At 36.8% G+C, this 14385-nt stretch carries 14 protein-coding genes and 1 other RNA gene; 14 read left to right on the top strand and 1 reads right to left on the bottom strand.

What is annotated here, in order from left to right:
• Positions 1-89: 89 nt before the first annotated feature.
• The 14 genes from yidD (at position 90) to ABIL69_04760 (ending at position 13239) form a co-directional block, all read left to right on the top strand.
• On the top strand, positions 90-452 hold the full coding sequence (gene yidD, locus ABIL69_04825) for a membrane protein insertion efficiency factor YidD (GenBank protein MEO0123310.1): 363 nt from the start codon (positions 90-92) through the stop codon (positions 450-452).
• A complete protein-coding gene (locus ABIL69_04820) occupies positions 449-1153 on the top strand; it encodes a hypothetical protein (protein MEO0123309.1) in 705 nt (234 codons plus the stop codon). Before yidD ends, ABIL69_04820 begins: the two co-directional genes overlap by 4 nt.
• Entirely contained in the window at positions 1150-1905 is a 756-nt protein-coding gene (locus ABIL69_04815; GenBank protein ID MEO0123308.1) for a hypothetical protein, read from the top strand. The genes ABIL69_04820 and ABIL69_04815 overlap by 4 nt, the downstream gene beginning before the upstream one ends.
• 170 nt (positions 1906-2075) lie before the next feature.
• The gene (locus ABIL69_04810; protein MEO0123307.1) at positions 2076-3737 is read left to right on the top strand and encodes a M6 family metalloprotease domain-containing protein; all 1662 of its coding nucleotides are present in this window, start codon (positions 2076-2078) and stop codon (positions 3735-3737) included.
• Between the two features lie 6 nt (positions 3738-3743).
• Entirely contained in the window at positions 3744-5009 is a 1266-nt protein-coding gene (locus ABIL69_04805) for an ATP-binding protein (protein MEO0123306.1), read from the top strand.
• A 147-nt stretch (positions 5010-5156) separates the two neighbouring features.
• Positions 5157-6584, top strand: coding sequence for a TldD/PmbA family protein (locus tag ABIL69_04800; GenBank protein MEO0123305.1), 1428 nt, complete (start codon positions 5157-5159; stop codon positions 6582-6584).
• Positions 6585-6607: 23 nt separating this feature from the next.
• Entirely contained in the window at positions 6608-7891 is a 1284-nt protein-coding gene (locus tag ABIL69_04795; protein MEO0123304.1) for a tetratricopeptide repeat protein, read from the top strand.
• Positions 7888-8634, top strand: a complete 747-nt coding sequence (locus ABIL69_04790; protein ID MEO0123303.1) for a hypothetical protein — start codon at positions 7888-7890, stop codon at positions 8632-8634. The genes ABIL69_04795 and ABIL69_04790 overlap by 4 nt, the downstream gene beginning before the upstream one ends.
• Positions 8627-9469: a dihydroorotate dehydrogenase gene (locus ABIL69_04785; protein ID MEO0123302.1), complete on the top strand. Its 843-nt coding sequence runs from the start codon at positions 8627-8629 to the stop codon at positions 9467-9469. The genes ABIL69_04790 and ABIL69_04785 overlap by 8 nt, the downstream gene beginning before the upstream one ends.
• Positions 9462-10181, top strand: a complete 720-nt coding sequence (gene pyrF, locus ABIL69_04780) for an orotidine-5'-phosphate decarboxylase (protein ID MEO0123301.1) — start codon at positions 9462-9464, stop codon at positions 10179-10181. Before ABIL69_04785 ends, pyrF begins: the two co-directional genes overlap by 8 nt.
• The gene (pyrE, locus tag ABIL69_04775) at positions 10171-10719 is read left to right on the top strand and encodes an orotate phosphoribosyltransferase (protein ID MEO0123300.1); all 549 of its coding nucleotides are present in this window, start codon (positions 10171-10173) and stop codon (positions 10717-10719) included. The genes pyrF and pyrE overlap by 11 nt, the downstream gene beginning before the upstream one ends.
• Positions 10720-10721: 2 nt before the next feature.
• Complete coding sequence (locus ABIL69_04770) at positions 10722-11792, top strand: MFS transporter (protein MEO0123299.1); 1071 nt, start codon at positions 10722-10724, stop codon at positions 11790-11792.
• Between the two features lie 57 nt (positions 11793-11849).
• Positions 11850-12282: RNase P RNA component class A (rnpB, locus tag ABIL69_04765), an RNA gene on the top strand.
• Between the two features lie 39 nt (positions 12283-12321).
• Positions 12322-13239, top strand: a complete 918-nt coding sequence (locus ABIL69_04760; GenBank protein ID MEO0123298.1) for a DMT family transporter — start codon at positions 12322-12324, stop codon at positions 13237-13239.
• Here ABIL69_04760 and ABIL69_04755 read toward each other — a convergent pair.
• Positions 13197-14357 carry an MFS transporter gene (locus tag ABIL69_04755; GenBank protein MEO0123297.1) on the bottom strand — a complete coding sequence of 387 codons (1161 nt, stop codon included), beginning with the start codon at positions 14355-14357 and terminating at the stop codon, positions 13197-13199. The genes ABIL69_04760 and ABIL69_04755 overlap by 43 nt on opposite strands.
• Positions 14358-14385: the final 28 nt, after the last annotated feature.

The following is a 14385-nucleotide window of genomic DNA, read 5'->3' as shown; positions in this document are numbered from 1 at the left end:
GAAGGTTATTCACACAATCTAAAAAACTAATTCAAGTAAAACCATCCCTCTGTCTTGCAAATTTAAATTTTTTTTATATAATACTTAAGATGATTATATTGATTTTGTTGCTTTTTAGCCAGCCACCCCAAGAGACAAATCCTGTAAAGATAGTATTTAAAACCACAATCAAGTTATATCAGAAAATTATTTCACCTGCCCAGGGTGATGTTTGTAATTTCTCTCCTTCGTGTTCACATTTTGCAGCAGATGCAATTGAGAAGTATGGGCTATTCTGGGGCACATTAATCTCTGCAGACCGCTTGATGCGTTGCAATCCTTCCGCAATAAATTATTATGACACATTTTATTCAGGAATAAAGGATAATAAAGTATGTGACCCCGTGGAAAATAATTATATTTTAGAACCGATTAAAAAGCCATTTGAGATATTTATTGAGCCGATAGAATGATTATCTTTTTTATCTTCTTCCAATCAGAATTATACAACCCTGAAAAGATTTTAAAGTTTGCTGATTATCTATACCTTGAAGGCGATTATAATTCAGCATTGAATGAATACCGCAGATATTTATTCTTAAGTGACAGCAATAAGCAAGAAGTTAGTGAAAAATTGATTGACTGCCTGGTGCGTTTGAAGAGATATGATGAAGCACACTCTGCCTTAAAGTATTTTGATGATACCAGCAAAGTATTATATACAAAATCCTGGATATATCTATTACAAGGAAATTATCCTGAGGTCAGAGATTTGCTTAAAGATAAAGTTAATGAACAAAAGGCAAGGCATTATATCGGCTTGAGTTATGCGGGTGAATTTAATTTTACAAAGGCAGGTGAGTTTATTGATTTGCCAAAACCCCTGCCCCGACATAAAAATCCGATACTCGGCGGGTTATTATCTTTATTCCCTGGTGGTGGAAATTTTTATTGCGGAAGGGTAGGTGATGGGATTTATTCAATGCTTGTAATCGGGACTGGTGCGGCAGTTTCTTACTATTATCATTCCCGAAATCAAGATACAAAATTTTATATTGCACTCGGCATCACCTCTATTTTTTATGCCGGCAATATATACGGCGGAATAAATGCTGTGCGGAACTACAATTATTACGAAGATGTAAGATATCGGGATTTGATTTTTAATAGATGATACTTTTTATCTTCAGCCAATTTTTCCTTGCTGAATCTTTATTCTTTAATAAGCAATATGACCTCGCATTGATTGAGTATAAGAGATTATTTTTCTTTGATTCAACTTCATATAAAAATCTGCAATTGCGTTTGCATTATACAATTACACTCCTTTATAAAGATTTTTTCTCAGGCTATGAAGAAACGCAAAAATTATTAAATGATTTTTCAAATATTGATTCAGAATCGCGAATGTTGCTCGCTAAAGAACTTATTAATACAGAAAATTATAGTCTTGCTATTGATATTTTGAAACCAATCAGCGAAGATAATCTTTTGAAGAAAAGATTGACCGGTTATGGTTATTTATTTAATCACCAATATTATAATGCCCTGCGCGAATTTAAAAATACAGATAAAAATCTTACAACTGAGATAGAAAGGTATATAAAAATGCCAAGAAAATCACTCACCAGGGCAATGTTATTGTCAGTAATTTTTCCAGGAATGGGTGAAGTGTATGCGGGTGATATTAAAAGTGGAGTTCAGGATTTCATTCTCACTTTTTTGAGCGGATTTTTAATGTATAATTCAATCAAAAATAAAGAATATGTTGATGCAGGCATTATTTTCAGTTTTGCATTTAATCGTTTTTATTTTGGTTCAATATCTAATGCAGGAAGGATTGCTTATAAAAGGAATGAGCAATCGGAAAAGAAATTTTTAGAAAAAATAAAAGTGGAATATTACCAGAAAGATTTGGATTATTAGACAATATACTCTACGCCTGCTATTTTTTAGGAGTGCATTGGCTTGCCAATGCTATATGAAATATTTTCTTTATCCATAGATTATCTTGATAATAGTGAACTTCATCGTGCGTAAAATATCAAGATATTCAATTATTGACATTCAGAAGTATGTGAATATAATTTGATATTATGATTCCACTAATTTTTATTTTATTATCAATGCCACCGAGCCCATATACCAGGGCACCGATTAAACCACCAAAATTCCCTGCCTTGATGAATAGGGGCCCAGGATTTATTCAACCTGTGCTTGGTGAAAAAAAGGCAATTGTGATTCTTGTGGATTTTTCAGATAATGTGGCACAATATCCCAAATCAGGATTTGATTCTTTGATCTATGGTGAGAATGAAAATTCAATGCGCAAATACTACAGTGAAGTATCATATGGAAAATTTACGATAAGCAAGCAAAGTAATATTGTCGGATGGGTGCGTGCACCACAGAATTATGCTTATTATGTCGGCGATTCATTTGGATTTTACAGTGACTATCCCCGTAATGTCCAGAAACTGGTGGAGGATGCCTGTGCACTCGCTGACCCTTATGTTGATTTTTCTCAGTATGATGGCGATGGTGATGGAATAGTGGATGGTATATTTATCGTCCATGCTGGACCGGGTGCAGAAGAAACCGGTAGTCCAAATGACATCTGGTCACATCAGTGGCAGTTATCCAATACCGGAACGAGTTGTCCGGGACCATATCAAACCCAGGATGGTGTCAAGGTTGATTACTATTCAATGGAACCCGAAAGGCTTGTTAATCCGCCTTCAAGAATTACCGTGGGGGTTTTTGTCCATGAATTCGGTCATGTCCTTGGGTTACCAGATTTGTATGATATAGACTATTCTACAAATGGAATTGGCTTGTTTTGTCTGATGGCAGCAGGTTCCTGGGGCAGGATCAATTCTTCAGACCTTCCAGGAAATACACCAGCCCATCTATCTTCCTGGTGCAAATATCAACTGGGCTGGCTCACACCGACTGCAGTAGAGAGATCGGGTATCAGCAAATTAGAAAGCCAGCAGGTTCCCTGCTCAGCGAAAAGTCCATTTGTAATAAGGATGCTTGAAGACCCGGGTGGTCCGGATTGGAATGATCGTACCGGTGGCACTGGAGAATACTTTTTGATTGAGAATAGATACCGCACTGGATTTGACCGTTCACTTCCGGGTGATGGATTACTTATTCTCCATGTTGATGATTCAAGAACTACAAACCAAAATGAAAACCATCCGCTGGTAGGTATTATGCAGGCGGATGGTGATAAAGGATTCTTGCTGCCAAGGTCAACCTGGGGTAGAGCGGAAGACCTCTGGAAAAATGACACAATCGGATTTTATGATGGTTCAATCCCTTCAAGCAGATTTTATGGTGATTCCGCAAGCGGTGTAACGGTTTATAATATCGGACCTGCTGATTCCATAATGACCGCATCCTTCTGGATAAGCCCTGTATTCTTGGGAAGGGTTGCCTCATATCCCAATCCCTTCAGGGTTGACCGCTTACCATCCTGGGGAAAGGGTGTGGTGATTTCATATACACCTTCAGATACTACAGAGTTAGGTGGTCAATTTCCACCATTCAAAGTTACTATATATAATATTGCGGGAGAAAGGGTAAGAGTTCTTGATACCGCGGATGAGATTGATATCTATAGAAGGTGTGCATTCTGGGACTTAAAGAATGAAAAAGGTAATGATGTTGTAAGTGGTATGTATATATATGTGATTGAATTACAGACAGAAAGGATAGAGAGAAGTAAAGGCAGACTCACCATAATCAAATAAAAATAGATGGCAAAAAAAAACTCTTATCCCCGGGACATTGCAATAGTCTCGGCAATATTTATATTTTTGATAATCTTTCTGGCTATAATAAATTTATACATCAGCACCCAACTAAGAAAAACATTTCTCAATTATCATCAGGAAAAAATCTACTCTATAGCACGCCTTTGTGGATATTATTTAAATAATCCAGATAGTGCAAAGGCATTAAAATTAATCTCTGAATCTTTTAATATCGGCAGACTCATCATCAGTGATTCTCTGAATAGAAAGATCTATGATTCTGCTATGTCGGTAATAATCCCCGGGATTATCTTTGATGAAACAAAAAAATTTTCTAAATTGCCTGCACCAGGGGATATTATGCAAGTATCTAATGATATCGTCTATCATAATCCACAGCCTGATTTTTATTTGTATCTCTTTAACCTTACAAATTATGCTACTATTGATAATGTCTTCCGCTGGCATTTGATATATATTACCCTCTCTTTGATTTGTATATCATTCCTCGGTGTTTTTTTGCTAAGAAATCTTTTCCTGCCAATGCAGTATGTTGCAGGTGTCGCCCGGAAGTATGGCATAGAGATGAAAAAAGAAGATTTTGTTTCTACAACCTTTGGTGAAATATTCAACAAAATAAAAGAGAAAGAAAGAGAAATCCTTGAACTTTCAGCATACATTGCCCATGAATTCAGAAATTCACTTGCTACAATCACCGGTCTTGCACATTTAATCGAAAAAGGGAAAAAAGAACCCTCAGAGATTATCAAAGAATGTAATATAATGAATAATCTAATTACCAGTCTAATTGAATATGCCCGGCCTATGAGATTTATCAAGACAGAATTTAAACTACCGGATCTGATTGAAGAAGGGATAAAGAAATCAAATATACCTTCTGAAATAAGAGTTGAAAAAAATTATAAATATCAGGGAAAAATATCTGCTGATTATGAGTTGATGCTCAATGCAATAATCAATATTTTGAAAAACAGTGTTGAGGCAATGGGCTCAAGCGGCGGGATAAGGATAACCACTGATATAGAAGAAGATTTAATCTTAATATCTATTGCTGACACCGGGAAGGGAATTCCACAAGATATGATAAAAAATATTTTCAGTCCGTTTTATTCTAACAAAAAAGAAGGGACCGGACTGGGACTGGCATTTGTAAAAAAAGTCATAGATATTCATGATGGGAAGATAACCGTCGATTCTAAGGTTGGCAAAGGAACGGAGTTTTTAATAAGAATTCCGCTCAATCCTTAATCGTATTTTTATAGCGCTGGCATTTTTAAACTCAGGCGCAACACCAATTTTTAATTCCAGCAGATATTTATCTCTTTTTTATACTATTTTATCCAAACCCTTGACGACTATAAAAAAATGATTATAGTTAAATCACAGGAGTAGAAAATGGAAAAGATATTAAAGAATATAATTGATAATTTAAACTTAAAGAAAGTAACTTACGGAGATGTTCGCCTTGTTCAGGAGGAAACCGAAAGCATAATGGTAAAAAATGGAATCGTTGAGGCCCTCACCCACACCTTTGATATGGGATTTGGAGTACGGGTGCTAAAAAATAACGCCTGGGGATTTGCTTCTTCAAACATGGTGAATAATATTGAAGGTAACCGTGTGGCAAAGAATGCCCTATTGATTGCCGAGGCATCGGCAAAGATAAAAGGAAGTCCGGTAATCTTGAGCCCAATTGAGCCACAGAAAGGTTCGTACCGAACTGAAATAAAGATCGACCCATTCAAACTTCCGATAAGCAATAAGATTGATTTACTACTTAAATGTGATAAAGAAATCTCTGGCGATCAAAGAATAAAAACAAGATTTTCCTTTATGTCATTTCGCCGGGTAAAGGTCTATTTTTATTCCACGGAAGGTTCTAAAATAATTCAGGAGTTTACCTATGTTGGTGGTGGGATAAAGGCATTTGCAATGGACAAAGGCGAGTTGCAGATTCGTTCGTATGATGATTATGGACAGGCAGGATATGAATTTATAGAAGGGTTGGATTTGATTAAAAATGCAGAACGGGTGAGGGAAGAGGCTATAATGCTTTTGAGTGCAAAGCCCTGTCCTTCAATGAAGACCACCGTGATACTTGATTCCAACCAGATGGTTCTCCAGGTCCACGAATCCTGTGGACATCCCACTGAACTTGACCGTGTTTTAGGAACTGAGGCATCCTATGCCGGCACCTCTTTTATGACACCAGAAAAATTGAACAACCTAAAATATGGCTCTGATATTGTGAACATTGTAGCAGATGCTACAATCCCTGGTGGTCTTGGAACATTTGGCTGGGATGATGAGGGCATACCGGCGCAGAAGGTGTATTTAATAAAAAATGGGTTATTCGTTGGTTATCAGAGTTCAAGGGAAACAGCCCCTGTGGTTAATGCCAGATCAAGCGGGAATATGAGGGCTGATGGTTGGAATCGAATACCACTGATAAGAATGACAAATATAAATCTTTTACCTGGTGAATGGAAACTCGAAGATATGATTGCCGATACCAAAGAGGGTATATTTATGACTACGAATAAATCCTGGTCCATTGACGATAAAAGACTAAATTTCCAGTTTGGCTGTGAACTTGCACGTAAGATTGAGAATGGTAAATTAACAGAAGTTTATAAAAATCCCACCTATGCCGATATCACACCCCAATTCTGGAATAAATGTGATGCCATAGGCAACAAGGAGAATTGGCATCTTTATGGTGTTCCCAATTGTGGCAAGGGTGAACCCGGACAGACAATGTTCGTTGGGCATGCAACAGCACCAGCACGTTTCAGAAATGTTCAGGTAGGAATTGCAAAATGATGCAAAACACCTAAAAATTTAAAATGCCTAAAAGTTTAAATTTAATATTGGAATTTATTGCCTTATCTATGCTAACACAGTGTGCTTATTTCAATACCTTCTACAATGCCCAAAATTATTTCAATCAGGGAATGAAACTTGTTAAAGATGACACCCTTAAATACGATAATGAATATTTTGATAAGACAATTGAAAAATGTGCATCAGTAATTGTTAAATATCCTGAGTCAAGATATGTTGATGATGCCCTATTTATGATGGGAGTTGCATATTATTTTAAAGGCGACTACACTCGTGCAATTGATAAACTTGAATTTCTTACTATGAACTTCCCTGGTTCAAAACTATATGATGATGCGATGTATTACATAGGACTTGCCTACTACAAAAATGATAAATTGAGTAAGGCAATAATTTCTTTGAAAGAGGCAGGGAAGTCCAAAGGTTTTAGAAAAAAAGCAAATGTAATGCTTTGCTATGCATATTTTCGTGATGGAAATTATCGGGAATTAATGAATACCGCGCATTCACTCCTGCAACAAAAATTGAAACGTCGCGAAAAATTAATGATATTAAATATTCTCGGCGAAGCAGAATATCAAATGAATGAATATGATTCTGCACTCAAGACCTATACAGAAATTAAAATTTTGCAAGATTCTCCTGAGGAGAAAAAAAAGATAAAGTTGAAGATTGCCAATATTTATCTTAAAATGGGAAATTATGAAGATTGTAAGAACTTTCTTCAAAATGAATCAGACCCTGAATTTAAATTATTACTCGCTGATTTAAATGTTAAAATGGATAGTATAATGACCGCCAAGGAGATTTATATAGAGATAAAAGAGACCCAGGCCCCGGAGGTTGCTGCAAAGGCGTTATATGAACTTGCCTTAATTGCAGAGAGAGAAGATAGTCTTGAACTGGCTATTTCATATTATGATTCCCTCATTCCCAAGGCAAGCGGAGATATTTTAAACAAAGCAAAATCACGGGTTGAAATATTAAAAAAAATTGTAGAGTTAACAAACAAAACTGAAGGTCTTGATAAGGCACAATTTTCTTTAGGTGAATTGTATTTTGTTGAAGTCAAGGATATAGCAAAGGCTATGGAGTATTATGAGAATGTGTATACAAATTATCCCAAGAGTGATCTGTCACCAAAGGCATTGTATGCAAATTTCTGGATAAGTAAAATGGTTCTAAAACAAGATAGTCTCGCCCGGGTTCTTTTAGAACAACTGATTACAAAATATCCTGATACTGAATACGCACAGAGTGCAAAGAACTTAATAAATAAGGAATGATAAAACATAAAGTTTATATCTTAAATAAAAAATGGCTTAATTCCGATGTCTTTAGTATTGAATGTGGTCCATTAAAAATCAATCCTGCCCCTGGACAGTTTCTCCAAATCCAGGTGAACAATTCGTTTGACCCTTTATTAAATAGACCCATAAGCATCGCTGATTATTCAAAAAACAAAGTTTTGATGATAATCAAAGTCGTAGGGAGGGGTACAAAAATTCTTAGCGCGAAAAACAAAGGCGAGGAATTGATTGTCTTTGGACCCTTCGGTAGAAGACTGAAATTAAGGAGAAAGAAGAGCATTATAATCGCCGGTGGCATCGGCGTTGCCCCACTCTATTTCCTTGCCAGAAATCTTAAAAAATTGAGAACCGATTTTACATTTGTATATGGTGCTAAAAGACCTGAAGACCTTATACTGAAACAAGAGATTAAAAAAATCTCTTCAGATACTGTATTTATAACCGAATCCGGAAGCAAAAAAACAGGAACTGCCCTTTCGGTATTGAATGGAATGGACCTTAATGATTATGAAATTGGATACGCCTGTGGTCCAAAGGCGATGTTAAAAGAATTAAAAGCAATGAATTTAAAATTGCCTATTTATGCTTTTTGCGAAGATTTTCTCGGTTGTGGGTGTGGGCTATGCCTTGGTTGTGCAATCAATTATTATGGCACATATAAAAGGATATGTGAAGATGGTCCAGTGTTTGAACTCAAGGGGATAGAGTTTAATGATTGAATTGTTTGATTTAAAATTCAAGAACCCTGTTTTTCTTGCATCGGGGGTATTCGGTTTCGGATTGAAATATAAATTGGTGACCAGGGCAGTTGGTGGGATATTCACAAAAGGTATTACCCTACTCCCCCGAATGGGAAATCCCCCACCAAGAATTTATGAAACATGCGCCGGTGTAATCAATTCTGTAGGGCTTGAGAATCCAGGAGTTAAAGAATTCAAAAAACATATTTTACCAAAGATAAGAAAAATAAATAACCGCATTTTTGTAAATGTGGCAGGATTTAGTGTGGAAGAGTATGCACAAATTATAGAGGAAATTGGTGATACTGTAACCGGCTTTGAACTTAATGTATCCTGTCCGAATGTAAAAGAAGGCGGTGCATTATTTGGACAGAATCCGAAAATGGTTGCAAAAATTGTAAAGATTGTGCGCAAGAAGACAAAACTTCCTTTGATTGTGAAATTGACGGCAAATTTCTGCGACCCGATGATTGTAGCAAAAGCAAGTCTTGAGTCAGGTGCTGATGGCATTTCATTGATCAATACAATTTATGGAATGGCATTTGATATACATACTAAAAAGCCAATAATCCGGGGTGGATTATCTGGTCCAGCGATAAAACCATTCGCACTTTATTGTGTTCATAGATTAAAGGATTTGAAGGTACCCATAATTGGTATGGGTGGGATTATGAGTGGAAGCGATGCATATGAATTTATCCTTGCCGGTGCTTCTGCAGTAGCAATAGGAACTGCGGTTCTGCGCGACCCCTATGCACCGCTAAGGATTATCAAAGAACTTAATTTCCTATTAGAAAGGGGGAAAAATGTCTGAAAAACTGATTGTTGCGCTTGATTCAAACGATATCAATAAGATAAAAATGCTGGTAGATAAATTGCAAGGTGTAGTAAAATATTTCAAGATAGGTGCAATTCCCTTCACCTGTTTTGGTCCAGAGGTTGTCAGATTTTTAAAAGAACGCGGACTTAAGGTAATGCTGGATTTGAAATATCATGATATTCCCAATACTGTTGCCCGAGCCTGCGAAGGTGCAATGGAACTTGGTGTTGATATGCTCACAATGCATACCAGCGGCGGATTTATGATGATGGAAGAGGCAGTAAAAGCAGTATCAATTGTATCTGATGTCAAAAAGATTCCTAAACCCAAACTTTTAGGTATCACGGTTCTCACGAGTATAGATGAGGCATATTTTAAAGATTTATTTGGTGATGTAAAAAGAACAATTGAAGAACAGGTCGTATTCCTCGCCCGTCTTGCCCAGAGTGCCGGTTTGGATGGTGTTGTTGCTTCTCCGCAGGAAATAGAAAGTATTAGAAATAATTGTGGAAAAGATTTTTTGATTGTCACACCGGGGATAAGAACCGAAGGTGAAATGGTTGATGACCAGGCAAGGACGATGACTCCTGCCCGGGCGATAAGGGCAGGGGCTGATTTTATTGTGGTGGGCAGGCCGATTGTTGCAGCAAAAGACCCTTTAAATGCAGCAAAAAATATAATTAAGGAGATTGAAAATGCAGGCTGAAGATATTTTGAAAAAATACAGGGTATTGATGGAAGGGCACTTTGTATTAAATTCAGGACTGCATAGCAAATACTACTTTGAAAAATTCAGAGTCCTGGAAAATCCAGAAGCAACAAGCATACTCTGTGCAATGATTGCGGAAAAATTTAGAGATAAAGATATTAAATGGGTTATTGGTCCTACAACTGGTGGCATAATCATTGCATTTGAAACTGCCCGACAATTAAAATGTAATGCAGGTTTCGCTGAAGAACGAGAAGGGAAAAGGGTCGTCGCAAGAGGCTTTAATATCACGGGAAAGAATGTTTTAATTGTTGATGATGTGCTGACCACGGGTAAATCGCTGAATGAGACGATTGAAGCAGTTAAAGAAAAGAATGCAAAGATAATCGGTATTGTTGTATTAATTGACCGCAGTTCATCAAAAATGCCATTTGAATATCAATCACTTTATAAAAAAGAAGTTCAGAATTTTAAACCTGAAGAATGTCCGTTATGTAAAGATAATATTCCAATAACAAAACCTGGAGGTGTTTAGACCTGAATATTATAAACCTTCTTAATTTTTGCTACTCTTCTGCATGGATAACCGCCTCGGTATTTATACCTTTAATAGCCAAGGAATATACTGATAGTCTTTTTTTTATCTCGCTCATACTTGTGTTATACAATGGAATGCTCTTTTTCTCTTCATTTTTATTCGGCAGGCTGGGCGATATGTACGGCAGAAAAAAGATCATTATGTGGGGATTTTTGATTTCTTCAATAATATTATTCGGTCATACTCAAATAAAAAATCTACAGGGCATTTTTATACTCCGCGGGTTAGCAGGCTTAAGCATTGGAATGATTCCAGGTTCGGTTGTTGCGCTTGCCTGGGGAAACTCCTTAGGTTGGTTTTCAGGTTTTGGTTCTCTCGGTTATACATTGGGTAATTTTCTGCCAGGTATTCTAAAAAACAATTTTATGATTTTCACAACCGCCTCATTATTCTGTATAGTCGGATTTATTTTCAGCCTTTTTATAAATGAAAAAGAAAAGAAAATTTCGGTGCCGTTATTCCCCTATCAGATAATCAAAAAAAATCTTGGTGTTTATCTGCCATTTTTTATAAGGCATAGTGCTGCACAGGCAATATGGGCAATATTTCCCATATACCTTAAAGAACTTGGTGCTAATAAATTTCACATAGGCATATTATATGCAATAAATCCATTTGCCCAGTTTATATTTATGATTCTTATGGAGAAGGAAAATTGTGAGAGATTGATTCTCATGGGAATTATCTTCTCTTTCCTCACATTTTTGGGCTATGGATTTGCTCCAAATTGGCAGATAATTATATTTTTACAGGTTTTACTCGGATTTTCCTGGGCAACATTATATCTTGGTTCAATAAAGTATTTACTAAAAAACAACCTTGAACAAGCAACCGCATCAGGGTTTTTGAACTCAGTCGTTGGTCTATCGGGTATTGTGGGACCATTGCTTGGGGGTGTGATAGCCATTTTTGGTATCAGGGTTTTATTGTTTAGTTCAGCGATTTTATCTCTGCTTGCGTTTTTCATAAAAAGAAGGATGTTGGAGAATTCGAAGCCTGCGTCTGTTTGACTATTATAAATCATTTGCGAGATATTGACAAATAATAACAGGGATTTATAATATTATTGGGGTGGTCGGATGGCCGCCTTGCATCATCTGGTGCAAGGAGGAAAGTCCGGGCTTCACAGGGCAGGATGCTTCCTAACAGGAAGGGGCTGTCTATAAATGTCGGTGCGCCTGTTAGGTGCACAACATTCTTAGGCAGCTACGGAAAGTGCCACAGAAAATATACCGCCTACCACTCTTCGTGGTGTGGTAAGGGTGAAAAGGCGGGGTAAGAGCCCACCGCTCCAGTGGCGACACTGGAGGCATGGCAAACCCCATCCGAAGCAAGACCAAACAGTCCTGTATCGAGTTGCCCGCTCGGTCTTAAAAAGACGCAGGACAGGTAGGTCGCTTGAGTCCGATGGTGACATCGGTCCCAGATAAATGGCTATCTATGCCCGCCATTAAATATGGCGGGCTAAAACAGAACCCGGCTTACGAACCACCCCGTTTTACTCCTTGATATATTTTTTTAATTCAGTAAAATTAAAGGATGGATAAACAGAAAAAGGCATATATTTTTGCCCTGATTGTAGTTCTATTCTGGGCAACCGTTGCATCTGCATTTAAAATAACACTTAGATATCTAAATTTCATTCAACTTGTATTCTGGTCATCTTTAACTTCAACGATCGTGTTATTTTTAATATCTTTAATTGAAGGACGGATAAAGACATTTGTCACAACATTCAAAAAAAACTGGCTAAATTCTTTACTCCTCGGATTTCTTAATCCATTTCTATATTATCTCGTTCTTTTTAAGGCTTATTCATTATTGCCAGCCCAGCAGGCACAGCCATTAAACCAGACCTGGGCAATAATCCTTGCTTTTCTTTCGGCAATTATCCTTAAACAGAAGGTTGGATTGAAAAGTATCATTGCCCTTTTTATAAGTTTTTCTGGTGTACTTTTAATATCTACCCGTGGCGAATTGACTACTTTGAAATTTTGTAGCATTACGGGTGTTTTGCTTGCATTAGGCAGTGCCTTTATCTGGGCATTTTACTGGATATTTAATGTAAAAGATCCACGAGACCCTATTGTAAAACTCTGCACAAATTTTGTTTTTGGTACATTTTATATCTTGGTTTTAGTGTTGGTGACAAAAGAAAAAATTTTTCCAAATTTATATGGTATTATTGGTGGAATCTATATCGGTATTTTTGAAATGGGCATAGCTTTCTACTTCTGGTTAAAAGCATTGAGTCTTTCAAAAACCACCGCCAAGATCGGTAATATGGTTTATCTCGTTCCATTCCTTTCGCTCATTGTAATTAGATTGACTGTGGGAGAAAAGATTTTGCCTTCAACAATCTTTGGACTGATTCTTATTATCGCGGGAATATTTATCCAGCAGTATAATTTTAATCAGCGGAAGAAAGTAAATAATAGGATACTTGATATTAAATAAAGAAAGCTCGTTGTGAAAAACGGTGGGCCATAAGACTCGAGATGTTCGATCAAAAGGCCCCCAATACTTGCGCTCAGCCCTCTTCCTGCGGTCCAGGCGATTACGAGCAAGGCATTGGTAAGAGGTTGTTCATCTTTATGTACTTTTTCCATGGCAAAATTTGTAAATAACGGTTGAGCCATATTCATAAGTGCTGCCCTTATCAAAAAAGAAGTAACCGCAAGTGTAATATTTTTTGTAATACCCATTATTATCAAAAAAGGAATAGAAAAAATTTGAGAAAAGAAGACGGTTTTTATTTTACCTATTTTTTCTGAAATAAGTGGTGCGATGAGTAGCCCCGTGATCATTAAAAATTGGGAAATACTGAAATATATGCCTATGTGATTTGTCTGGATATTGAGCCAGTTTTTGAAATAGAGATTTATAAAAGGAATACTTAATCCTGCACCGAGTCCGGTGATCAAATTAGGCAAAAAAAGTTTCACAATGATTGAAGTTTTCGTTTTAAATTGGAAAAAATTTTCAGTCTGTTCAGATATTTTTTCAATTTTTTCATTAATCATTAAATAGGGAATAAAGGCAACCATAACAAGCCCACCAAATATGTATAATGTATAGCGATAGGTAAGATGTGCAGAAAGGCCGTAATGTTCAATAATCCCCGGCAGTATTCCACCAAGAATACTACCGATTATACCAGCAACAAGGGAAGAGGCAAAGTTAAGGCTGAATAGATAAGGTCTCTCTTTTGATGTAGAGTTGCGCATAAAAAACGGTGCTGCGGTGACCTGAAAAAAGACCGAAGCAACTCCGGAAATAAGACTTGCCCAGATTATTGTTTGATAACTGTTTGTTGAAACCTGTATAAAATAACAGATAATGGCAATCGGTGTTGAAAATAATAGAATTTTTTTAATGGATAATTGTTTGATTACAAATGATGATGGAATTGCCATCACAAGTATGCCAATGGTGCTGGCAGTGATTATGTTGCCAATTTTTCCTTCTCCAAGATTTATCGCCTTAAGATAAAGATTGAATAATAACATAAATCCCGAAAATCCCATGCCCATAAAGAATGTTCCGGTGAGAAATAGCCAGCAGTTCCGGGATATGAGTTTTAAATTCTGGCGGTATATCTCT

It is taken from the genome of candidate division WOR-3 bacterium (assembly GCA_039802005.1).
Taxonomy (GTDB): Bacteria; Hydrothermota; Tepidihabitantia; order SM23-42; family JAOAFX01; genus JAOAFX01.
The sequence above is the reverse complement of the archived record's forward strand: the minus strand, read 5'-3'. Positions and strand labels throughout refer to the sequence as shown.